Source organism: Mesorhizobium abyssinicae (assembly GCF_049887195.1).
Classification (GTDB): Bacteria; Pseudomonadota; Alphaproteobacteria; order Rhizobiales; family Rhizobiaceae; genus Mesorhizobium; species Mesorhizobium abyssinicae.
On the sequence record NZ_JARAKC010000007.1, the window covers coordinates 293,231 to 314,456 of the forward strand.

21 protein-coding genes and 1 pseudogene are annotated in these 21,226 nt (G+C 65.4%); 11 read left to right on the forward strand and 11 right to left on the reverse strand.

What is annotated here, in order from left to right:
• Positions 1 to 22 precede the first annotated feature (22 nt).
• The 5 genes from mdh to PU724_RS18195 all read right to left on the reverse strand — a co-directional run bounded on the left by mdh (position 23) and on the right by PU724_RS18195 (position 5,363).
• Positions 23 to 991 carry a malate dehydrogenase gene (gene mdh / locus PU724_RS18175; protein ID WP_354423262.1) on the reverse strand — a complete coding sequence of 323 codons (969 nt, stop codon included), beginning with the start codon at positions 989 to 991 and terminating at the stop codon, positions 23 to 25.
• Between the two features lie 396 nt (positions 992 to 1,387).
• Positions 1,388 to 2,587, reverse strand: a complete 1,200-nt coding sequence (gene zapE / locus PU724_RS18180; RefSeq protein ID WP_354423264.1) for a cell division protein ZapE — start codon at positions 2,585 to 2,587, stop codon at positions 1,388 to 1,390.
• Between the two features lie 113 nt (positions 2,588 to 2,700).
• Positions 2,701 to 3,240 carry an AprI/Inh family metalloprotease inhibitor gene (locus PU724_RS18185; protein WP_127282099.1) on the reverse strand — a complete coding sequence of 180 codons (540 nt, stop codon included), beginning with the start codon at positions 3,238 to 3,240 and terminating at the stop codon, positions 2,701 to 2,703.
• A gap of 215 nt (positions 3,241 to 3,455) precedes the next feature.
• Complete coding sequence (locus PU724_RS18190; protein ID WP_354423266.1) at positions 3,456 to 3,893, reverse strand: VOC family protein; 438 nt, start codon at positions 3,891 to 3,893, stop codon at positions 3,456 to 3,458.
• A 42-nt stretch (positions 3,894 to 3,935) separates the two neighbouring features.
• On the reverse strand, positions 3,936 to 5,363 hold the full coding sequence (locus PU724_RS18195; protein ID WP_426213443.1) for a hypothetical protein: 1,428 nt from the start codon (positions 5,361 to 5,363) through the stop codon (positions 3,936 to 3,938).
• A gap of 158 nt (positions 5,364 to 5,521) precedes the next feature.
• On the opposite strand from PU724_RS18195, the gene PU724_RS18200 reads away from it, so the two are divergent.
• The 8 genes from PU724_RS18200 (at position 5,522) to PU724_RS18235 (ending at position 12,939) form a co-directional block, all read left to right on the forward strand.
• Complete coding sequence (locus PU724_RS18200; RefSeq protein ID WP_354423270.1) at positions 5,522 to 6,583, forward strand: MBL fold metallo-hydrolase; 1,062 nt, start codon at positions 5,522 to 5,524, stop codon at positions 6,581 to 6,583.
• A 32-nt stretch (positions 6,584 to 6,615) separates the two neighbouring features.
• Complete coding sequence (locus PU724_RS18205; protein ID WP_023683859.1) at positions 6,616 to 6,777, forward strand: DUF1328 family protein; 162 nt, start codon at positions 6,616 to 6,618, stop codon at positions 6,775 to 6,777.
• A 171-nt stretch (positions 6,778 to 6,948) separates the two neighbouring features.
• Positions 6,949 to 7,833, forward strand: coding sequence for a diaminopimelate epimerase (gene dapF / locus PU724_RS18210; protein ID WP_354423273.1), 885 nt, complete (start codon positions 6,949 to 6,951; stop codon positions 7,831 to 7,833).
• A complete protein-coding gene (gene mtaB, locus PU724_RS18215; RefSeq protein ID WP_354423275.1) occupies positions 7,833 to 9,116 on the forward strand; it encodes a tRNA (N(6)-L-threonylcarbamoyladenosine(37)-C(2))-methylthiotransferase MtaB in 1,284 nt (427 codons plus the stop codon). Before dapF ends, mtaB begins: the two co-directional genes overlap by 1 nt.
• Before the next feature lie 13 nt (positions 9,117 to 9,129).
• Positions 9,130 to 11,022, forward strand: a complete 1,893-nt coding sequence (gene ftsY / locus PU724_RS18220; RefSeq protein ID WP_354423277.1) for a signal recognition particle-docking protein FtsY — start codon at positions 9,130 to 9,132, stop codon at positions 11,020 to 11,022.
• Positions 11,023 to 11,064: 42 nt separating this feature from the next.
• On the forward strand, positions 11,065 to 11,730 hold the full coding sequence (locus PU724_RS18225) for a septation protein A (RefSeq protein ID WP_354423279.1): 666 nt from the start codon (positions 11,065 to 11,067) through the stop codon (positions 11,728 to 11,730).
• A 19-nt stretch (positions 11,731 to 11,749) separates the two neighbouring features.
• Positions 11,750 to 12,370, forward strand: coding sequence for a pyridoxamine 5'-phosphate oxidase family protein (locus tag PU724_RS18230; protein ID WP_127285873.1), 621 nt, complete (start codon positions 11,750 to 11,752; stop codon positions 12,368 to 12,370).
• A 32-nt stretch (positions 12,371 to 12,402) separates the two neighbouring features.
• The gene (locus PU724_RS18235) at positions 12,403 to 12,939 is read left to right on the forward strand and encodes an NADPH-dependent FMN reductase (RefSeq protein WP_354423281.1); all 537 of its coding nucleotides are present in this window, start codon (positions 12,403 to 12,405) and stop codon (positions 12,937 to 12,939) included.
• Between the two features lie 155 nt (positions 12,940 to 13,094).
• Here PU724_RS18235 and PU724_RS18240 read toward each other — a convergent pair whose 3' ends face one another.
• The gene (locus PU724_RS18240; protein WP_320321050.1) at positions 13,095 to 14,015 is read right to left on the reverse strand and encodes an SMP-30/gluconolactonase/LRE family protein; all 921 of its coding nucleotides are present in this window, start codon (positions 14,013 to 14,015) and stop codon (positions 13,095 to 13,097) included.
• Between the two features lie 270 nt (positions 14,016 to 14,285).
• Here PU724_RS18240 and PU724_RS18245 point away from each other — a divergent pair, with 270 nt between their 5' ends.
• Positions 14,286 to 14,453 carry a hypothetical protein gene (locus tag PU724_RS18245; RefSeq protein WP_127393095.1) on the forward strand — a complete coding sequence of 56 codons (168 nt, stop codon included), beginning with the start codon at positions 14,286 to 14,288 and terminating at the stop codon, positions 14,451 to 14,453.
• A 159-nt stretch (positions 14,454 to 14,612) separates the two neighbouring features.
• Here the strand turns inward: PU724_RS18245 and PU724_RS18250 are convergent, their stop codons facing one another.
• From PU724_RS18250 to ccmA, 4 genes are all read right to left on the reverse strand, one after another.
• Positions 14,613 to 15,197, reverse strand: coding sequence for a DsbE family thiol:disulfide interchange protein (locus PU724_RS18250; RefSeq protein ID WP_354423284.1), 585 nt, complete (start codon positions 15,195 to 15,197; stop codon positions 14,613 to 14,615).
• Positions 15,194 to 15,385 carry a heme exporter protein CcmD gene (gene ccmD, locus PU724_RS18255; protein WP_354423286.1) on the reverse strand — a complete coding sequence of 64 codons (192 nt, stop codon included), beginning with the start codon at positions 15,383 to 15,385 and terminating at the stop codon, positions 15,194 to 15,196. Before ccmD ends, PU724_RS18250 begins: the two co-directional genes overlap by 4 nt.
• A 113-nt stretch (positions 15,386 to 15,498) precedes the next feature.
• A complete protein-coding gene (ccmB, locus tag PU724_RS18260; protein ID WP_320321051.1) occupies positions 15,499 to 16,164 on the reverse strand; it encodes a heme exporter protein CcmB in 666 nt (221 codons plus the stop codon).
• A 211-nt stretch (positions 16,165 to 16,375) separates the two neighbouring features.
• Positions 16,376 to 16,984, reverse strand: a complete 609-nt coding sequence (gene ccmA, locus PU724_RS18265; protein WP_354423341.1) for a heme ABC exporter ATP-binding protein CcmA — start codon at positions 16,982 to 16,984, stop codon at positions 16,376 to 16,378.
• A gap of 284 nt (positions 16,985 to 17,268) precedes the next feature.
• Here ccmA and acnA point away from each other — a divergent pair, with 284 nt between their 5' ends.
• Positions 17,269 to 19,959: an aconitate hydratase AcnA gene (gene acnA / locus PU724_RS18270; RefSeq protein ID WP_354423287.1), complete on the forward strand. Its 2,691-nt coding sequence runs from the start codon at positions 17,269 to 17,271 to the stop codon at positions 19,957 to 19,959.
• Positions 19,960 to 20,037: 78 nt separating this feature from the next.
• Here acnA and PU724_RS18275 read toward each other — a convergent pair.
• Positions 20,038 to 20,187: pseudogene (locus PU724_RS18275) on the reverse strand (ceramidase domain-containing protein); the annotation flags it as partial.
• A gap of 185 nt (positions 20,188 to 20,372) precedes the next feature.
• Here PU724_RS18275 and PU724_RS18280 point away from each other — a divergent pair.
• Complete coding sequence (locus PU724_RS18280) at positions 20,373 to 21,161, forward strand: DUF1223 domain-containing protein (RefSeq protein WP_354423288.1); 789 nt, start codon at positions 20,373 to 20,375, stop codon at positions 21,159 to 21,161.
• The last annotated feature ends 65 nt before the right edge of the window (positions 21,162 to 21,226 follow it).

Here is a 21,226-nt window from a genome sequence, read left to right on the forward strand (position 1 = left end):
CTCCAGACCAACTGCTGACGGATCACTTGGAGGCGAGGTGCGGCGCGATCTTGACGCAGGCCTCGGTCAGGCCCTGCACCGTCGCCACAGAACTGTCGAACATCTTCTGCTCGCTCTTGCTGAGGTCGATCTCGATGACGCGCTCGACACCGCCGGCGCCGATCACAACGGGAACGCCGACATAGGTGTTCTTCACCCCGTACTGGCCCGACAGGTGGGCAGCGCAGGGCAGCACGCGCTTCTTGTCCTTGAGGAAGGATTCGGCCATCGCGATCGCCGAAGCCGCCGGCGCGTAGTAGGCCGAGCCGGTCTTGAGCAGCCCGACGATCTCGGCGCCGCCATCGCGGGTGCGCTGCACGATCTGGTCGAGCTTTTCCTTCGAGGTCCAGCCCATCTTGACGAGGTCGGGCAGCGGAATGCCGGAGACCGTCGAATAGCGGATCATCGGCACCATGCTATCTCCATGGCCGCCGAGCACGAAGGCGGTGACGTCCTCGACCGAGACCTTGAACTCTTCGGCCAGGAAATAGCGGAAGCGCGCGCTGTCGAGCACGCCGGCCATGCCGACGACATGGGTCTTGGGCAGGCCGGAGAACTTCTGCAGCGCCCATACCATCGCGTCGAGCGGGTTGGTGATGCAGATGACAAAGGCCTTCGGCGCATACTTCTTCAGTCCGGCGCCGACCTGCTCCATGACCTTGAGGTTGATGCCGAGCAGGTCGTCGCGGCTCATGCCCGGCTTGCGCGGCACGCCGGCGGTGACGATGCAGACATCGGCGCCCTCGATGCCGGCATAGTCGTTGACGCCGGTCAGCCTGGCGTCGAAGCCGTCGACCGGCGACGACTGCGCGATATCCAGCCCCTTGCCCTGCGGAATGCCCTCGGCGATATCGAACAGAACCACGTCGCCGAGGTCCTTGAGGCCGATCATATGGGCGAGCGTGCCGCCGATCATGCCCGAGCCGATAAGCGCTATCTTGTTGCGTGCCATGTGAGGATTTTTTCCCTTTGTCTGTGACGGCGCCAAATCTTTTGCGACTTGCTGACGGCGTCGAGGAAGGAGGCCGAATGCTGCGGGGAACCCGTGAGATTTCGCCGCACCCAATAGCTCCGGTGGATGGAAAATTCAAACGATTATTTTGGAGCGAGCATTTTCAATCGGTTAGATAATTTGGGTTTTACGTAAACGTCAAAATTATTGAGCCGACTTGGGAGAATTTATACAATGAAGGTGGAAATCTGAAGGCTGGCAGCCGGCGATGACGCCCTTGTGATGGCGAGGCCCGTGGGCGAGCGGACAGCCGCATGGGTTAACGAAGGCGCTCGCAATTAAGGTGATGCGCGCTTCGGAGATTGGCCGAAGTCGCAGCCGTTGCGCTTCGTCAGCCTACGCGCGCGCCTGCTGTGCCTCCGGCGCCACCGTCTCCACCCTCCGCCTCCCCGCCCAGTCCTCCAGCCATTCGTGGCCCTGCATCTCGATAAGGCGCGAGGCGGTACGCTCGAACTCGAACACCTCGTTGCCGCGCTTGGCCGTATAGAGCCCGGTCGGCGGAGCATCGGCGCTCACCACCAGCCTGATATGATGATCGTAGAGCGTGTCGATCAACAGGATGAAGCGCTTGGCCTCGTTGCGCCTGCCTTCGCCGAGCACCGGCACATGGTCGATGAAAATGGTCGAGAAGCGGCCGGCAATGGCCAGGAAATCGCGCGCGCCGAGCGGCTTTTCGCAAAGGTCGGCGAAGGAAAAGCGCGCAGCGTCGCCGGCCGCGCGCGGCACCAAGACCTGCCGGCCCTTCACCGTCAGCGCCGTCTCGGCCGTCGGCTTGCCGTGCGTCATTGCTTGCCAGGCCTCGTCGAGGGCGGCGTCGGCGGTCGCATCCGCCGGCGAGACGTAGACCGCCATGCGGCTGAGCTTCTCGAGGCGATAGTCCTTGTCGCTGTCCAGCGTCATCACCTCGGCATTGTGCTCGAGCAGGCCGATGAAAGGCAGGAAGAGCTGCCGGTTCAGCCCGTCGCGATAGAGGTTCTCGGGCGCGACATTGGAGGTGGCGACCAGCACGACGCCGTTGGCAAATAGCGCAGAGAACAGCCTGGACAGGATCATCGCATCAGCGATGTCGGTGACGGAGAACTCGTCGAAGCACAGCACCCAGGCCTGCTCGGCCAGCGCGCGCGCCACCGGCGGGATCGGGTCATCCTCCTTGACGTCGCCGTTCTTGCGCGCCTGCCGGTGCTTCTGGATGCGGTCCTGCACTTCGGCCATGAAGTCGTTGAAATGGACGCGGCGCTTGCGCCTGACCGGCAACAGCTCGAAGAACATGTCCATCAGCATGGTCTTGCCGCGGCCGACGCCGCCATGGATGTAAAGGCCCCTGACCGCCGCCGGCGGCTGCTTGCGGGCGAACAGCCAGCCCAGCGCGCTCGATTTCTGAGCCAGTCTTTTTGCAGAGATCTCGTCGGTCAGCCGATCGAGCGCGGCGGCGATGCGCTCCTGCGCCGGGTCGCGCGCGATGGCGCCCGTCTCGACCAGATGGTCGTAGCGCTGCCTGACGGTCGCATGGGTCTGGAGGCCGTCACGCAGGTGCATCGGTCACGTCGTTGTTGAGCACATCCAGGAAAAGTAGCGGCTTTCCGCGCGCAATTGGAGCGGTTAGGCGACTCTTTCGAACGCTGAACCGCCTCAAGGGCGGCGGTTTCGCCCTACCTTGTAAGCGAGATCGGCAGGCCGGTGGAGGTCTGGCCGTCGAATTTCTCGCCGCCCGAGGAATAGAGCTTGGCCAGCGTGCCGCCATTCTCGTCATAGAGGGTCAGCTGCTTGCCGGCGACATTCCAGGACTTGATGCCGTCGATCGGCGCCGGGCAATGCAACGGGCCGGCACGGTAGCCGGCGCCGAACTTGGTCTGCGGCGTCGCCACCTTGCAGCTCTGGCCGGAAACGCTGGCGTTCCAGACACCGGCGACACTGGCCGCGGTCAGGTCCGGCGCCCCTGCGGGCGCGCTTCCATCCGGCGGCAGCGAGGCGACCTGGCTGTTCGCCGGCGCGGTTGGGAACTGCGAGCCGTCGGCGGTGCCGGGAGCTGCCGGCGGCGGCAGCTGGTTTCCGGTCACCGTGCCGGCGGGCGCGGGAGTCAGCGGCGCCGGCTGCTGGTCATCCATCGACGAGAATCGCGATGTCGAGCAGCCGCTTGCAATCAGCGCGGCTAGCGATACGGCCACCAGACCGGTCTTCGAAAAAGTCATTCCTACCTCCGTCGGATCCGGCTGGGGGGACGCCGTCCGCGCAATCTCTCCCTCCACCAAGATGGAGAAGGTGGCAGAATTTCAACCCGATATGGTTAAAATAGGGTTTTCGGAGCAATTGTTGCAATTTTACCGCAACAGGCGTGTGACCCTCGAAGGCCTAATTGTGGCGCGCCCCGAAGCAGCCCGTCGTGCTCGGCAAAACCCGGCGCGTCCTATGCGGAAAGCGCCGCGCTCGGCACGAAGACATAGCCGTCCGGACCGACGACATAGCATTCGCGCAGGCCATGCGGCTTGTCGATCGTTCCGGCGAGCACGATGTGGCCGAGATCGCGCGCCCGCGCCTCAATCGCATCCGGATCGGCGCCGTAGAGGCGCAGCTCGATGCCCGTCCCGCGCGTCTCGGCGCCCGTGATGACGCCGCTCATCTCATTGTCGAGATAGGAATGGTCGGCATGCAGCATGAATATCGAGCCCAAGAGCTCGATCGCGGCGAAATCCTCGTCGGCATAGATGATGCGGGCGCCAAGCACGTCCCGGCAGAAGGCCGCCGCCATGTCGGTGACCAGAAGATTGACGCCCAGCCCGCGCGGCAGCGAGCGGCCGAAATCCTCGGCCTTCATCCACAGTGTCTTGGTCCGCTTCATTGCCATCGTGCTGCCCTCGGAAATTACAGGGATGTCGCTGGAACGGTCTCAGCGCGGCTCGAACCGGTAGAGCGGTTGCGCGAGCGCCACCGGGGGCAGCAGCAAGTCGGCGCAGCGGCGGTCCAGGTCGAGCGCCAGCTGATGAGCTCTCCGCACTGCCGTCTTCCAGTCGCCGGCTGTCTTCAGAAACCCCACCGCGTCTGCGGGGCGATCGGCCGCGATCATCAGATCTGCGGCGACGATGCGATCGTCGGGTGAAATGGTTTCGCCGGCCTTCAGCCGGCCGGCCAATCCGACCCATTGTTCCCAGGGGAAGGCCGCCGCCAGCTGTTTCGGGCGAGGGGGCGCTTCGGTCTCATCGCCTTGCATGAAAGGCGCCAAAGTAAACCGCGCCAATGCCCTTTCGACGAAAGACTCGGCCATTTCGCCCTGCACATCGGAGATGCCAAAGCCAGCCAGGATACTCTCCCGGTCTTTGCGACCGAGAACATAGTCGAGCCCATCGAGCATGGCCGCCGTGACGGCATCGGGATTGTTGATCGGGTCGAGCTGTTTTGCCGCGATCCGCGCATTGAGGCCTTCAGCCACCGTTGTGCCGACGCGCAGGTCGCCGCTGTAATTTATCACCTGCAGCAGCATCGCCGTTTGCGGAGCATAGGCAATAAGCCGCCCGACCTTCCGCAGAACGGCGCCCAAATCATTCTTGCGGTCGATCGCCTGGACTTCCGCCGGCTGTTTGGAAATATCGAAGGAAGGACGAAGATCGGCCGCGTGGAGCGCATTGCGTATGAACTGCGCGCGGTCGTCCTTTTTGGGAAGCACCGTGGCCGGAAGGCGATCGAGGGCGGAAACGAAGTCAGTAAGATTGTCCTCGAACGCCCGCACATCGAGGGCCAGCCGCCAAATTCCTGCATCCTCCGCTCTCTTGGCAAGACGCGACTTCGCCTCGTCATCAAGGTCGGCCAGTGCCTGCGCAATCCCCGCCGCGCCGACCGATGCGTTGTTGGCATCGGATGCCTGCCAGCGCGCCAGTTCACCCAGCAGCCAGTCGCCGCCATCTTCGGTGACCAGCGCGCGCCAGGCGGATTGGCCAAGCTGTGGTACAATCGACTGTGCCTTGGGCAGCGGTTGCATGCCGGCAATCATCGCCGCCCGATCCGGCGTTGTTGCATAGGCAAGCCTGAGTTCGACAATGCGCAGCGGCGGGTGACTGCGTTTTTCCAAAGCCGCCAGAAGCGCCGAGCCCTCGGCGTAGGCAAGGCCGCCATAGCGTATCTTCAGATAGGCCGCGTCATCGCCAAAACGATCGCGCCAGAAATTCGGGAACGTTGCCGGTTCGGCGAGCAGGAAATCGCCCGCGTCCAGGATGGCTGGCGTGTGAGCACAAGCGCCGGGCTGCGTCTGCGCGGCAGCCGGCGCTATCGGCGCGATCCCCATGATCGTCGCCACGACTGCAAGAACTGCTTGCCGACGCATGGTGGCCCCCTCCATTCCGCCGAGCGATCGTATACCGGAAATCATCGCCGGCGCCAGCGCGCGGCCTTTGGCCAGGGCATGCCCCCATCCCCAAATGCTTGCGCCAGATGGCATCGATCCTATCTTGCAAGAGGAAGAAACATGCCGGAGCCGCAACCTTGGCCGCAAGAAAGAGAGCCGCCAACCGCTATTACAGCGGCCCGCCAAGCGACCATTTCGACGGCACCCTGTTCTTCAACCCCGACGGCAAGCCGCCCGGCCGCTTCGCTGATCTCCTGAAATGGCAGTTGGGCGGCGAGCGCGCGAAATGGCCGGCGGCCAATCCGAGCCCGTTCCATCAGGCGAGGCCGGACGAGCGCGTCGACAGCGGCGCGCTGCGGCTCACCATGGTCGGCCATTCCTCGCTGCTCATCCAGACGGCGGGGCTGAACATCCTCACCGATCCGGTCTGGTCGGAGCGCGTCTCGCCGCTGTCCTTCGCCGGGCCGAAACGGGTCAACGCGCCGGGCATCGCCTTTTCCCAGTTGCCGCCGATCGACCTCGTTCTGGTCAGCCATAACCATTACGACCATCTCGATCTCGCCACGCTGAAGCGGCTGAAGGAAACGCACGACCCGCTGGTGATCACGCCGCTCGGCAACGACGCCATCATCGACGCCGCCGTGCCCGGCATGCGGCTCAGCGCGCATGACTGGGGCGACAGGATCGACCTCGGCAAAGATGCCGCCGTCCATGTCGAGCCGGTGCACCACTGGTCGGCCCGCGGCACGCGCGACCGGCGCATGGCCCTGTGGGCGGGGTTCGTGGTCGAGACGCCAAGCGGCAAAATCTATTTTGCCGGCGATACCGGCTTCCATGGCGGCGCCAACTACCGGCTGATGGCCGAAAAGCATGGCGGCTTCCGCCTCGCCATCCTGCCGATCGGCGCCTATGAGCCGCGCTGGTTCATGGAGCCGCAGCACCAGAATCCGGAGGAAGCGGTGCAAGGCATGAAGCTCTGCAACGCAGCGCACGCCGCCGGCTGCCACTGGGGCACCTTCCAGCTCACCAATGAGCCGATCGACGAGCCTGCCCGCAAACTGGCCGAGGCGCTCGACGCCGAGCGCCTGCCGCGCGAGCGTTTCCGCGCCTTGCAGCCGGGCGAGGCGTGGGATGTGCCGGCCGCCTGGCCCCAGGAACCTGAGCCGACCACAGGAACCCAAGCCGACAAGAGGCGTTGATCCCACAACGCAATTCGGCTGGGAGCCTTCCCATGATCAAGTGGATCATCATCCTTCTTATTGTCGCCGCCGCGGCGAGCCTGCTCGGCATGCCGGCATTGGCGGGCGCGGCCGCCACCGGCGCGCGCGTCCTGATCGGCATCGTCCTCGTCATCTTCCTGCTGATCGTGCTCGGCGTCTTCGCGGTTACTTAGGTTCGGCATCTTTGCCGTAACCTAGCCGCGACGTCTTCGTCGTCGGCAAGGCGCGACCTCTTCGTCGTCGCCAAGGCGCGACGTCTTCGCCGCCGCTTCAACCGCGCCGCACTGGTAATTCCCGCCCGTTTCCGCCATATAGCGCCAAACGGACATGGAATGACCGGCTAGATGGCAGGCACCGCCCCCTTCGCCAAGATGAACGGCATCGGCAACGAGATCATCGTTGCCGATATGCGCGGCCGTGCCGACCGGGTGACGCCGGCGGCGGCGATCGCGCTCAATGGCGACGCCGCGACCAAGTTCGACCAGATCATGGCGATCCATGACGCCAGGACGCCCGGCACCGCCTACTATATCGACATCCTCAATTCCGACGGTTCCGGCGCGCAGGCCTGCGGCAACGGCACACGCTGCGTGGTGCAGGCGCTGGCCGCCGAGACCGGCCAGAAGGCTTTCACCTTCGAGACCCGCGCCGGCATCCTCAACGCCGTGGAACATGCCGACGGCACGATCTCGGTCGACATGGGCGCGCCGCGCTTCGGCTGGCAGGAGATCCCGCTTGCCGAGGAGTTCCGCGACACCCGCATGATCGAGCTGCAGATCGGCCCGATCGACGCGCCGGTGCTGCATTCGCCCTCGGCAGTCTCGATGGGCAACCCGCACGCCATCTTCTGGGTCGACCGCGACGTCTGGTCCTATGAGCTCGACCGCTTCGGCCCGCTTTTGGAAAACCATCCGATCTTCCCCGAGCGCGCCAACATCACCCTCGCGCAGGTCACCTCGCCCGAAACCATGGTCATCCGCACCTGGGAACGCGGCGCCGGCCTGACCAAGGCCTGCGGCTCGGCCGCCTGCGCCGCCGTGGTGGCGGCCGCCCGCACCAAGCGCACCGGCCGCAGCGTGTCGCTGATGACGCCCGGCGGCGGCTCGCTGCATGTCGAATGGCGCGACGACGACCACGTCATCCTGACGGGTGCCGCCGAATGGGAATTCTCCGGCAGCTTCGACCCCTCGACCGGCACCTGGGCCCGCGACACCGAAAGCGCGGCCTGATGGCAATAGACGTCGTCACCTTCGGCTGTCGCTTGAACACCTATGAATCCGAGGTGATGCGCAAGGAGGCGGAAAGCGCCGGCCTCGGCGCGCTGAAGGGCGGCGCCGTCATCTTCAACACCTGCGCCGTCACCGCGGAAGCGGTGCGCCAGGCCAAGCAGTCGATCCGCAAGGCCCGCCGCGAGAACCCGCACGCCCGCATCATCGTCACCGGCTGCGCGGCGCAGACCGAGCCGCAGAACTTCGCCGCCATGGACGAGGTCGACCTCGTGCTCGGCAATGAGGAGAAGCTGAAGGCGAACTCCTATCGCGCGCTGCCCGATTTCGGCGTCAACGACACCGAGAAGGCGCGCGTCAACGACATCTTCTCGGTGCGCGAGACGGCCGGCCACATGGTCGATGCGATCGAAGGCCGGGCGCGCGCCTTCGTCCAGGTGCAGAACGGCTGCGACCACCGCTGCACCTTCTGCATCATCCCCTATGGCCGCGGCAATTCGCGCTCGGTGCCGATGGGCGCCGTGGTCGAGCAGGTCAAGCGGCTGGCCGACAATGGCTATGCCGAGATCGTGCTGACCGGCGTCGACATGACCAGCTTTGGCGCCGACCTGCCGGGGAGCCCGAAACTTGGGAAACTGGTGAAGACGATCCTGCGCCAGGTGCCCGACGTGAAGCGGCTCAGGCTGTCCTCGATCGATTCCATCGAGGCCGACGAGGACTTGCTTGACGCCATCGCCACCGAGCCCCGGTTGATGCCGCATCTGCACCTGTCGCTGCAGTCGGGCGACGACATGATCCTGAAGCGCATGAAGCGCCGCCATCTGCGCGACCAGTCGATCCGCTTCTGCGAGGACGTGCGCAAGCTGCGCCCCGGCATTGTCTTCGGCGCCGACATCATCGCCGGCTTCCCGACCGAGACCGAGGCGATGTTCGAGAATTCGGAAAGAATAGTCGAGGAATGCGGGTTGACGCATCTCCACGTCTTCCCGTTCAGCCCACGCGAAGGCACGCCCGCTGCGCGCATGCCGCAGGTCCGGCGCGAGGTGGTCAAGCAGCGCGCCGCCAGGCTCCGCGCCGCCGGCGAGGCGGCCTATCGCCGCCATCTTGCCGCCCTTGCCGGCACGCGCCAGTCGATCCTGGTCGAGCGCGACGGTCTCGGCCGCACCGAGGGGTTTACGCTGGCCGCCATCGACGCCGGGACGCCGGGCGAGATCGTCGAGGCCATCATCACCGGCCATGACAGTGCCCGCTTGATCGCGGCGCCCCTGGCCGCCCGCGCCGCCTGAGAAAACGCAAAGCATGGCCGGTTTCTTCAAGAAGATATTTTCGTTCGGCAAGAAGGAAGTCGTCGAGGAACGCGTCGACGAGACCGCCCCGCTGCCGCCGATCAAATGGGACGCGCTCGAGGCGCTGAAGCCGGCGGCCGAGCAGGCTGTTCCGGAATTGCTGAAGCGCGACGTGCCGCAGCCTGAGGCGGAAGTCACGATGCCGGCTCCGCCTCCCGCAGTGGAGGCCGCACCCACGCCGCAACCGGCGCCGGAAGAGCCGAAGCCCGAGCCGGCCCCGATCATTCCGCCGCTGCCGGAGCCAACCGTTCCGGCTGAGCCGGAACCGCTGCCGGAGCCTGAGCCCGTAGAGGAGCCTCAGCCCGAGCCGCAGACGCCCGAGCCGCCGGTACCCGAAGAAATCCCAACACAGCCGACGGTACCGGAACCAGCGCCCGAGCCGCAGCCCCAAGAGGTGCCTGCACCCGCGCCGGCCGAGCCGGAAATTGTCCCGTCGCATCCGGAACCGCAGCCTGAGCCGTCGCCGATCGAGGTGCCGACCCTGCCCAGCGAAGTCCCTGCCGATACGCCGTCGCCGATCGAGATTCCACCGGCCGAGGCACCTTCTATCGAGCCATCTTCAGAGGTCGGCGCCGCCCCTCATCCGCCTGCCGGCACCTTCTCCCCGCATAGTGACGGGGAGAAGGAAGAAGTGCCAACGCCGACGCCCCCCTCTCCCCGTCCTTCACGGGCAGAGGGTAAGGGTGAGGGGCAGCGCCGACCTCCACAGGATTTGGCGTCACTGGAGCCTGCTCCGCCGGCGGAAATCTCTCCGCCTATTCGCCAGCCTGCGCTGGTCGAACCGGAGCGGATCCTTGCCGAGATTGCACCCGAGCCAGAAGCCGTCCCCGCGCCGCAGCCAAAGCCCACGCCATCCGCCGGCAAGGTAACCGTCGCGAAAAAGGTCGAGCAGAAGGCCGAGGTGCAAAAGGCGCCGGAGCCGGCGCCGCGGCGTTCCTGGTTCCAGCGCATGCGCGATGGGCTTGCCCGCTCCTCGCGCGAGCTCTCGGGCAACATCGCCGGCGTCTTCACCAAGCGCAAGCTGGACGAGGACACGCTGCAGGACCTGGAGGACGTGCTGATCCGCGCCGATCTCGGCCTGGAAACCGCGCTCCGCGTCACCGATGCGCTGGCCTCCAGCCGCTACGGCAAGGATGTCTCCGACACGGAGGTGCGCTCGGTCATGGCGGCCGAGGTGGAGAAGGTGCTGACCCCCGTCGCGTTGCCGCTGGAGCTCGACCTCAGCCACAAGCCGCATGTCATCCTGGTGGTCGGCGTCAACGGCACCGGCAAGACCACGACCATCGGCAAGCTGGCCGCCAAGCTGACCGATGGCGGCCTGTCGGTAATGCTCGCCGCCGGCGACACCTTCCGCGCCGCCGCGATCGAGCAGCTCAAGATTTGGGGTGAGCGGACGAAATCGCCGGTCATCGCCTCCAAGCTCGGCGCCGATGCCGCCGGCCTCGCCTATGACGCCTTCGAGAAGGCCAAGGAGGCCGGCTCCGACGTGCTGATCATCGACACCGCCGGCCGGCTGCAGAACAAGGCCGAGCTGATGGCGGAGCTGGAGAAGATCGTGCGCGTGCTCGGCAAGCTCGACCCGGAAGCGCCGCACACCGTGCTGCAGACGGTCGACGCCACCACCGGCCAGAATGCGCTCAACCAGGTCGAGATCTTCCGCAACGTCGCCGGCGTCAACGGCCTGGTGATGACCAAGCTGGACGGCACGGCGCGCGGCGGTATTCTGGTGGCGATCGCGGCCAAGCACAGGCTGCCGGTCTATTTCATCGGCGTCGGCGAACAGGTCGACGACCTCGAACCTTTTTCAGCCAGCGAATTCGCCAGGGCGATCGCCGGCGTGGCTTGAACGATCCCAAAAGCGCCGACTTTCGGGACAACAAGGACTTCCATGAACATCCTCGAACGCGACCCATCCGACCCGCAGAAACAGAAGAAGGAAGGCGTCAACCCGGCGCTCAAGCTGCTGCTCGAGCTCGGGCCGCTGCTGGTGTTCTTCTTCGCCAATGCGCGCGGCGAATGGCTGGTGCAGAAATTTCCGGCCCTGGGCGAGCTCGGCGGACCGATTTTCGTCGCCACGGGCCTGTTCATGGGCGCCACCGCCATCGCGCTGATGGCGTCCTGGCTGCTGACCCGCACCTTGCCGATCATGCCGCTCGTGTCGGGTGTCGTGGTCTTCGTCTTCGGCGCACTGACGCTCTATCTGCAGGACGACATTTTCATCAAGATGAAGCCGACCATCGTCAACACGCTGTTCGGCGGCGTGCTGCTCGGCGGCCTGTTCTTCGGCAAGTCGCTGCTTGGCTACGTCTTCGATTCCGCCTTCAGCCTCAACACCGAGGGCTGGAGGAAGCTTACCTTCCGCTGGGGGCTGTTCTTCCTCTTCCTGGCCATCGTCAACGAAGTCGTCTGGCGCAATTTCTCGACCGATGCCTGGGTTACGTTCAAGGTCTGGGGCATCATGCCCATCACGCTTCTCTTCACCTTCAGCCAGATGCCGCTGATCATGCGCCATTCGCTGGAGGAAAAGGCCAAGGAAGAGAACGCCGGCAAATAGAACTGAGAGGGGGACGGGCATGGAATTCCTCACCACGCGCGACGAGCTGAGGACGATCTACAAGACGCCCCGACCGACCGACGGCCCCATCCGCAAGGAGCTGAAGGCGCTCGACGGCCACTGCCGCTCCTTCATCGGCAAGAGCCCCTTCGTGCTGATCGGCTCCTCCGACGGCGCCGGCAATGCCGACGTGACGCCGAAAGGCGACAAGCCCGGCTTCGCCGCCATCCTCGACGACAACACCATCGCCATCCCCGACCGGCCCGGCAACAACCGGCTGGACACGCTGGAGAACATCGTCCGCAATCCCTCGGTCGGGCTGTTGTTCCTCATTCCCGGCATGAACGAGACGCTGCGCGTCAACGGCGACGCCCGCATCACCGTCGATGCCGGCCTGCGCGGGCGGCTGGCCGTCGACGGCAAGGAGCCGCAGAGCGTCGTCGTGGTGTCGGTCAAGGCCGCCTACATGCATTGCGCCAAGGCTTTCATGCGCTCGGATCTGTGGAAGCCGGAGACCTGGTACGACCGCGCGACGCTGCCGACGCTCGGCCAGATCATCCGCGACCAGCTGGCGCTCGCGGAGGCGGCCGGCGACATCGACCGCGAGCTGGACCAGGATTACCGGCAGACCATGTGGTAGCCTCGGGCCCGATTCGCCCGGACAGTTCCCGCTTGCTCAACATCTTTGCCATTTCCGGCAGCCTGCGCGCCGCCTCGACCAATTCGGCGCTGCTCGCGGCGCTGGCTCAAAACGCGCCGGCCGGCTCCCGCGTGACCCTCTATGACGGACTTGGCCGGCTGCCGATCTTCAACCCGGACGACGAGAGCGAGCGCACGCCACCGGAAGCGGCAGCGCTGATCGAGGCCGTCACGGCGGCCGACGGCGTCATCGTCTCCTGTCCGGAATATGCCCATGGCGTGCCGGGCGGTCTGAAGAACGCGCTCGACTGGCTGGTGTCGCGCGACGCCGCCGTCGCCAAGCCGGCCATGCTGGTGCACGCCTCGCCGCGCTCGCTCTACGCCCGCGCCGCGCTCAGCGAGATCATGCGCACCATGTCTTTCGTCCTCTTTGAGGAGACGGCGCTGGAGATCGTCCTGATCGGCAAGAAGCCGCCGGAGATGGAGGCGATCTTGACGACGGCCGAGAACCGGCTGGCGATGCGCGCGGCGGTGCAGGGCTTCGCGGCGTCTATACGCGGTCGAACATGACGTCGTCATCCTCGGGCGAAGCAAGGAGCGAAGCGACGCAGCGCAGACCCTAGGAGCCATGCCGCTACGCTAAGGCATTGCAACGGTTACAGAATTCTGCACCGCTGCACCCGACGTCGAAGGTCACGGCATGGAGGAGCGCCTCCGGCGAGCCGTTAATACGTTTTGGCGCCGTTGACCATCAGCCGCACCATGTAGAGCGATGTCGTGCCCGCGATGTAAAGGCAGTTCCGCTTGTTGCCGCCGAACACGCAGTTGGCGACGACCTCCGGCACCTTGACCTTGCCGATCAATGTGCCGTCCGGATCGTAGCAATGGACGCCGTCGGCGGCGCTCGTCCAGATGCGCCCGTCCTCGTCGACCCGGAAGCCGTCGAACAGGCCGGCGGTGCAGTCCGCGAAGACCTTTTCGCCGGAGACCTTCTTGCCGCCCTTGCCGACGTTGAAGACGCGGATATGCGCAGGGTTCTTGGCGCCGTGGGTGCGCCCGGTGTCGGCGACATAGAGTTTGCTTTCGTCGAGCGAGAAGGCAAGCCCGTTGGGCCTCACCATGTCGGTGATGACGGCATCGATCTCGCCGCTGTCCGGATCGACCCGGTAGACGTTGCAGGCGCCGATCTCGCTCTCGGCCTTGTCGCCTTCATAGTCGGTGTCGATGCCGTAGCTCGGATCGGTGAACCAGATCGAGCCATCGGACTTCACCACCGCGTCGTTGGGCGAATTCAGCCGCTTGCCGCGCCATTTGTCGGCGATGGTGATGATCGAGCCGTCATGCTCGGTGCGGCTGACGCGGCGGCCCGAATGCTCGCAGGTGACCAGCCGGCCCTGCCGGTCGACCGTGTTGCCGTTGGAATTTCCCGACGGCTGGCGGAACACGCTGACGCCGCCGTCGGTCTCGTCAAAGCGCAGCATGCGATTGTTCGGGATATCCGACCAGACGAGATAACGGCCGGCGGCGAACCAGGCCGGGCCTTCCGCCCAGCGGCATCCGGTGAACAGCTTCTCCACTTGCGCGTTGGAGTTGAACAACCGCGCGAAACGCGGATCGAGGATTTCGTAGTAGTCGGCGGCCGCCATGCATTTCCTCCCGGCATTCAGTCGGTCGCGATCAAGCCAGCCGGCGAGCGATATGGCAAGATCGGTGATGACGGCTTCACCGTCTCTTGAGGCCTTGGCGGCCTTCAATCAGGTTTGCTCGGCGGTAACGGCCGGTTAACCGGCTATGCGTTCAGCGCAATGGTGCATTGCAACATCTTCTTTTTGCAACGCACTATTCCTATGTCATGCTCCGTATCGATCAAGGGAGGAACAATTCGCCGCCAGAACGCGGCACGAAAGGACCTCGTCATGATCTTCGACAACTTTGTTTCCCGCGCTCGCACCAGCATCGCCAAGCGCAAGCAGTACAACCGCCTCGTCGCCGAAATCGACAGCTTCTCCAGCCGCGATCTGGCCGACATGCGCGCCGACCGCTCCGAGATGCTCTACCAGATCCACAAGCAGATCTACGGCTGAGTTTTTCGCCCCAACCAGCTCCGCGCCGTCAGGCGCGTTGAGATTCAAGTCAGGCCGAGTCGAGAATGGTGGATTCCGAGAACCGGAGCGGAGCGTACTTAGGTACGTGAGCACCGGAAGCGCAGGAAGCCGCGATTCGCAGGCCGGCATCACCTGATATCAATGCGCCGCCAGCGCCTTCTCGATCTGCGGCAAGAGCAGAGTTTCCGCAGATTCGGCCGTGATCGGCCCGACATGCTTGTAGGCGATCTTGCCGTCCTTGCCGACGACGAAGGTTTCCGGCACGCCGTAGACGCCCCAGTCGATCGCCGCCCGGCCCGCCTCGTCGACACCGATCGCCTGGTAGGGATTGCCGACCTCGCCGAGGAATCGGCGGGCGTTCGCCGGCTCGTCCTTGTAGTTCAGCGCCGCCAGCACGAAACGCTTGTCCTTCGACAGAGCGAGCAGCACCGGATGCTCGTCGCGGCACGGCGCGCACCATGAGGCGAAGACGTTGACCAGCGTGACCTTGCCGGCGAAGGCTTTCGAATCGAGCCCCGGCAAGGCGCTGCCTTCCAGCGGCGGCAGACTGGTCTGCGGCGCCGGCAGGCCGATCAGCGCCGACGGCACTTCCGACACGTCGCGGCCCGACAGAAGCTGCGACAGGAACAGCCCCGCCAGCCCGAGGAACACCAGCAGCGGCAAAAGCACGAACAGGCGCCGCCACCGCGCCGGCGTTCCGGCCTCCGTGCTCTCGCTGCTCATGATTTCGCGCCCTTGTCCTTGACGGCCTCGGCGCCCTTGGCGGAGCGCCGGCGCACGCCGGCGGCTTCCAGCTCGGCGAGATCCCGCTTGCGGCCGCGCTGGTCGATGAGGATCCATGCGACCAGCGCGGCCAGCACCAGCGCCGTGATGGCATAGGCGGCCGTGACATAGAGCGCATGCGCGCTCATGGCAGCCGCTCCACGTGGATGCGGCTTTCCGGTCCGGCCATGTCGCCCTGTTCGATCATGCTTTCCCTTAGCCTTGCCGTTCCGGCTTCGCAATCGGCCGCCGCGCCGCAGCCTCAGTCCGTCCCGTGGCGCAGCGCCAAAGCCGCCGCCAGCGGTCCGAGCACGGCAAGAAACAGCGTCAGCGCGGCAAGAATGAGGAAAGGCTGCAGAAACGGCGCCGGGTCGGCCACCGCGCCATAGCTGGCCGAAACGCCGAAGATCAGCACCGGAATGGTGAGCGGCAGCACCAGCACCGAGATCAGCAGCCCGCCGCGCGGCAGCGCCACCGCGACCGCGGCGCCGGCGGCGCCGATGAAGGTGATGGCTGGCGTGCCGACGAGAAGCGTGAGCGCGGTGGCGCCGATGCCGGCCGCCTCCATGTTCATGAACAGCCCCAGCAAGGGTGCGGCGACCACCAGCGGCAGCACGCTTCCCGCCCAATGCGCCAGGCATTTCACCAGCACCGTCAGCGCCAGCATGTGGCGATCGTGGCCCAGCACCAGAAGATCGAGCGAGCCGTCCTCGCGGTCGGCCTGGAACAGCCGGTCGAGGCCGAGCAGGCAGGCAAGCAGGGCGGCGATCCACAGGATTGCCGGGCCGATGCGGCCAAGCAGGTTGAGATCCGGGCCGACGCCGAACGGGATCGTGGCGATGACGGCAAGGAAGAAGATGACGCCCGTCAGCGCCCCGCCACCGGCGCGGATGGAGAGGCGGATGTCGCGCAGGAAGAGGGACCACATTATGAGGCGGCCCCCTGGTTAGGCGTGCGTTCCTTCGCGCCCCCCTCTGGCCTGCCGGCCATCTCCCCCACTTGGGGGGAGATTGGCAGCTCCGGCGCCCCGCTCATCTTTTCAATGTTGGTGATTGGCGAAATCGCCGGCGACGTCTGATCTCCCCCCTCGTGGGGGAGATGGCCGGCAGGCCAGAGGGGGGCGCCGTAGAGCAACGACATCAACCGGCCACCCTCATTTGCAGCTCGCGCGCCCCCTCCAACCCCAGCGGCAGATGCGTCGCCGCCACGATGATCCCGCCTTCTTCCAGATGCCCGCGCATCAACCCCGCGAACCGTTCCTCGGACGCCTTGTCCAGCCCCGCCGTCGGTTCGTCGAGGAGCCAGATCGGCCGGTGGCTGACCAGGAGTTTTGCGATGGATGCCCGCCGCCGCTGGCCGGTCGAGAGATAGCCGAACGGCAGATGGCCGATGCCGCCGAGCCCGACGGTCTCCAACGCCTCGTCGACGCCGAGCGCCGGCTCGCCGCAGAAGTCGCGCCAGAAGCGCAGATTCTCAGCCACGCTCAAGACCGTCTTCATCGCGTTGAGATGGCCGAGATAGTGTGACGCCGCGGCGACCGTGGGAAAAGCCTCGCCGCCGCCTTCGACCTGGACCCGCCCTTCGGCGGCCCGCAGCAGACCGGCGATGACCCTCAGCAGCGTCGATTTGCCGGCGCCGTTCGGCCCGGTGACGACCAGCACCTCGCCCTTCTCGAGTGCAAAGCCGATGCCGGAAAAGACCGTCTCGCCGCCGCGCTCGCCGCCCAGATTTTCGGCGATCAGCCGCATCATTGCCCGTTCCGAAAGCGCTGTTTCGCGGCCGTCGCCGCATCGCACAAATTTGCCTTTCGACTGTCTAGAACTATTCCAGGAAATTCTCTATATGCGGTTCATCCGTGCCAGCGGTCGGCTCGGGAACAGAATTAGCGCCGAACCAGCGCACGCGCCGCCTTGAACGGCTCGGGTTGCTTGGGAGCGGACAGCGGAAATGGCCGTACCCGCACCTTTGCGCGTGATTGCATGCCATCGGCGTCCGTTCCCTTTCAGGCTGAACAGACAAGGACGGATCGCACGTGTCAAAATCCCTGGACAGTTTCAAATGCCGCCGCACCCTGACCGCGGGTGGCGCTGACTATGTCTATTTCGACCTCACCGAGGCCGAGAAGAACGGCCTCGCCGGCATCGCCCGGCTGCCCTATTCGATGAAGGTGCTGCTGGAGAACCTGCTGCGCAACGAGGACGGCCGCTCGGTCACCAAGGAAAGCATCCAGGCGGTGGCCGGCTGGCTGACCGACAAGGGCACCGCCGGCGTCGAGATCGCCTACCGTCCGGCCCGCGTTCTGATGCAGGATTTCACCGGCGTTCCGGCGGTGGTCGACCTGGCGGCCATGCGCGACGGCATCAAGGCGCTCGGCGGCGATCCGGAAAAGATCAACCCGCTGGTGCCGGTCGATCTCGTCATCGACCACTCCGTCATCGTCGACGAGTTCGGCACGCCGATGGCCTTCGCCCGCAATGTCGAGCTCGAATATGAGCGCAACGAGGAGCGCTACAAGTTCCTGAAATGGGGCCAGCAGGCGTTCCGCAACTTCCGCGTCGTGCCGCCCGGCACCGGCATCTGCCACCAGGTCAACCTCGAATATCTCGGCCAGGTCGTGTGGACGAACAGCGAGGACGGCGAAACCACCGCCTATCCCGACACCTGCGTCGGCACCGATTCGCACACCACCATGATCAACGGCCTCGGCGTCCTCGGCTGGGGCGTCGGCGGCATCGAGGCCGAGGCGGCGATGCTCGGCCAGCCCGTCTCCATGCTCTTGCCGGAGGTCATCGGCTTCCGCCTCACCGGCAAGCTCAAGGAAGGTGTCACCGCCACCGACCTCGTGCTCACCGTTACCCAGATGCTGCGCAAGAAGGGCGTCGTCGGCAAGTTCGTCGAGTTCTTCGGCCCCGGCCTCTCCAACATGACGCTGGCCGACCGCGCCACCATCGGCAACATGGCGCCCGAATACGGCGCCACCTGCGGCTTCTTCCCGGTCGACAGCGAGACCATCCGCTACCTGACGATGTCCGGCCGCGACGAGAACCGCATCGCCCTGGTCGAGGCCTATTCGAAGGCCCAGGGCATGTGGCGCGACGCCGGCTCCGCCGACCCGGTCTTCACCGACCTGCTCGAGCTCGATCTCGGCGACGTCGTGCCGTCGATGGCAGGCCCGAAGCGCCCTGAGGGCCGCGTCGCGCTGGAAGGCATTCCGGCCGGCTTCGCCAAGGCGATGGAGACCGAGTACAAGAAGGCCGCCGAGATCTCCAAGCGCTACGCCGTCGAAGGCACCGACCACGATCTCGGCCATGGCGACGTCGTCATCGCCGCCATCACCTCGTGCACCAACACCTCGAACCCGAGCGTGCTGATCGGCGCCGGGCTACTCGCCCGCAACGCCAACCGCGTCGGTCTGAAGCAGAAGCCGTGGGTGAAGACCTCGCTGGCGCCAGGCAGCCAAGTGGTCGCGGAATATCTGGAAAAATCCGGCCTGCAGAAGGAGCTCGACCAGATCGGCTTCAACCTGGTCGGCTTCGGCTGCACCACCTGCATCGGCAATTCCGGCCCGCTGCCGGCGCCGATCTCCAAGACCATCAACGACAAGGGCCTGATCGCCGCCGCGGTCTTGTCCGGCAACCGCAACTTCGAGGGCCGCGTCTCGCCGGACGTGCAGGCGAACTATCTCGCCTCGCCGCCGCTGGTCGTCGCCCATGCGCTGGCCGGCACGGTGACCAAGGACCTGACCACCGAGCCGCTTGGCGAGGACAGGAACGGCAACCCCGTCTACCTCAAGGACATCTGGCCGAGCACAGCCGAGATCCAGGAGTTCATCGAGAAGAACGTCACGCGCGAGCTGTTCGCCCGCAAATACGCCGACGTCTTCAAGGGCGACGAGTACTGGCAGAAGGTCAAGGCGCCGGAAGGCCAGACCTATGCCTGGGACGACAGCTCGACCTATGTGCAGAACCCGCCCTATTTCGCCGGCATGACATCGGGCTTCGGCAAGATCGGCGACATCAAGGGCGCGCGCGTGCTCGGCCTCTTCGGCGACAAGATCACCACCGACCACATCTCGCCGGCGGGCTCGATCAAGGCCGCCTCGCCGGCCGGCAAGTACCTCACCGAGCATGGCGTCGGCGTCGCCGACTTCAACCAGTACGGCACGCGGCGCGGCAACCATGAGGTGATGATGCGCGGCACCTTCGCCAACATCCGCATCCGCAACCACATGCTGGGCGAGAACGGCCGCGAGGGCGGCTACACGATCCACTATCCCTCGAAGGAGGAGATGTCGATCTACGACGCCGCGATGGAATACAAGAAGGAAGGCGTGCCGCTGGTCATCTTCGCCGGCGTCGAATACGGCAACGGCTCCTCACGCGACTGGGCGGCCAAGGGCACGAATCTGCTTGGTGTCCGCGCCGTCATCGCCCAGTCCTTCGAGCGCATCCATCGCTCGAACCTGGTCGGCATGGGCGTCATCCCCTTCGTCTTCGAGGACGGCACCTCATGGGCCTCGCTCAACCTCAAAGGCGACGAGCTGGTCGAGATCGACGGCCTGGACGCCATCAAGCCGCGCCAGAAGATGACCGCCAAGGTCACTTATGGCGACGGCACGGTGAAGAACATCCCGATCATCTGCCGCATCGATACGCTGGACGAGCTCGACTACTTCAAGAACGGCGGCATTTTGCAGTACGTGCTGCGCGATCTGGCAGCTTGATAAGGGAGTAGGGGAGTAAGGAAGTAGGGAAGAGACACCCCTATTCCCCTATTCCCCTATTCCCCTATTCCCCTATTCCCCTATTCCCCTATTCCGCACTTCCCGCGCGCCCCACAATCCCGCGGCAATAAAGGCAAGGTTGGTCAAAGCATTAGCCGGCTCTGCCCAAAGTTCCGGCCCGGTCCGCTCGCAATAAAGATCGACGGGCGTCAGGAGTGTTTGCCACATGACGATGATGCGCCCTCCGAATCGAACCGCAGCATGAAGTGGAGGGGTCTTTCCTATTGCGGCCCTGGGCGTGCTTGCAGCGCCGAAAATTTCACCGCAACGTGACTTCCCGTTGACTGGCGGTTCTGCCACATATTTTAGCAATCAGAACAAGGCCGGCGTCACCGGCGGGAATCGGAACGGCCATGGCATTTGCAAAACCCTTGCGGCTCGCGGCACTTGCGCTGGCCCTGTCGGCATGTGCCGGCGCGGTGCTTGCAAGCGAGCCAGAGACCGCCCGGGCCGATAAACAGCAAACCGACAAGCCGCTCGGCGTGGTCGAGCTTTTCACCAGCCAGGGCTGCAGCTCCTGTCCGCCGGCCGACGAGTTCTTTGCCGAGCTTGCCAGCAAGGAGGACCTCGTCGCGCTCGCCTATCACGTCAACTACTGGGACTATCTCGGCTGGCAGGACACGCTGAGCAGCAAGGAAAACACCGACCGGCAGTACGACTATATGCGCGCCTTCGGCAGCCGCTCTGTCTACACGCCGCAAGCCGTCATCAACGGCCGCAGCCACGTCAACGGCGCCAGCCGCAAGGAAGTCGACGGCACGCTGGCGCGCCTCGACCGGACCGGCGAAGGCATGCGCGTCGGCATCAAGGTCAGCCGCACCAGCGACCGCGTCATGATCGATGCCGGCGACGCCGGCAACGGCCCCAACGACGCCCATGTGGTGATCGTCTATTTCGATCCGCCGCAGATGGTGAAGATCGGACAGGGCGAGAACAGCGGCCGCAGCCTGACCTATTGGAACGCCGTCTCCGACATCCAGATCGCCGGCATGTGGCACGGCAAGCCGCAGCGCTACGAATTGCCGATGACCGAAATCGCCAAGAAGGCCGGCTGTGCGGTGCTGCTGCAATCCGTCGGCAAGGACGGCATGCCAGGCCCGATCCTCGGCGCCGCCTTCATCCGCAAGCCCGACCGGCTTTAGAGCTTCCTCGTCCTAGAGCATTCCAGGAAGTGCGTAGCGGTTTCCGTCCTGAATTGCGTCAAAAC

Coding starts and splice junctions, on each gene's coding strand:
- mdh (WP_354423262.1), bottom strand. CDS start 991: ATGGCACGCAACAAGATAGCGCTTATCGGCTCGGGCATGATCGGCGGC.
- zapE (WP_354423264.1), bottom strand. CDS start 2,587: ATGCACCTGCGTGACGGCCTCCAGACCCATGCGACCGTCAGGCAGCGC.
- PU724_RS18185 (WP_127282099.1), bottom strand. CDS start 3,240: ATGACTTTTTCGAAGACCGGTCTGGTGGCCGTATCGCTAGCCGCGCTG.
- PU724_RS18190 (WP_354423266.1), bottom strand. CDS start 3,893: ATGGCAATGAAGCGGACCAAGACACTGTGGATGAAGGCCGAGGATTTC.
- PU724_RS18195 (WP_426213443.1), bottom strand. CDS start 5,363: ATGCGTCGGCAAGCAGTTCTTGCAGTCGTGGCGACGATCATGGGGATC.
- PU724_RS18205 (WP_023683859.1), top strand. CDS start 6,616: ATGATCAAGTGGATCATCATCCTTCTTATTGTCGCCGCCGCGGCGAGC.
- dapF (WP_354423273.1), top strand. CDS start 6,949: ATGGCAGGCACCGCCCCCTTCGCCAAGATGAACGGCATCGGCAACGAG.
- mtaB (WP_354423275.1), top strand. CDS start 7,833: ATGGCAATAGACGTCGTCACCTTCGGCTGTCGCTTGAACACCTATGAA.
- ftsY (WP_354423277.1), top strand. CDS start 9,130: ATGGCCGGTTTCTTCAAGAAGATATTTTCGTTCGGCAAGAAGGAAGTC.
- PU724_RS18225 (WP_354423279.1), top strand. CDS start 11,065: ATGAACATCCTCGAACGCGACCCATCCGACCCGCAGAAACAGAAGAAG.
- PU724_RS18230 (WP_127285873.1), top strand. CDS start 11,750: ATGGAATTCCTCACCACGCGCGACGAGCTGAGGACGATCTACAAGACG.
- PU724_RS18240 (WP_320321050.1), bottom strand. CDS start 14,015: ATGGCGGCCGCCGACTACTACGAAATCCTCGATCCGCGTTTCGCGCGG.
- PU724_RS18245 (WP_127393095.1), top strand. CDS start 14,286: ATGATCTTCGACAACTTTGTTTCCCGCGCTCGCACCAGCATCGCCAAG.
- PU724_RS18250 (WP_354423284.1), bottom strand. CDS start 15,197: ATGAGCAGCGAGAGCACGGAGGCCGGAACGCCGGCGCGGTGGCGGCGC.
- ccmD (WP_354423286.1), bottom strand. CDS start 15,385: ATGAGCGCGCATGCGCTCTATGTCACGGCCGCCTATGCCATCACGGCG.
- ccmB (WP_320321051.1), bottom strand. CDS start 16,164: ATGTGGTCCCTCTTCCTGCGCGACATCCGCCTCTCCATCCGCGCCGGT.
- ccmA (WP_354423341.1), bottom strand. CDS start 16,984: ATGCGGCTGATCGCCGAAAATCTGGGCGGCGAGCGCGGCGGCGAGACG.
- PU724_RS18280 (WP_354423288.1), top strand. CDS start 20,373: ATGGCATTTGCAAAACCCTTGCGGCTCGCGGCACTTGCGCTGGCCCTG.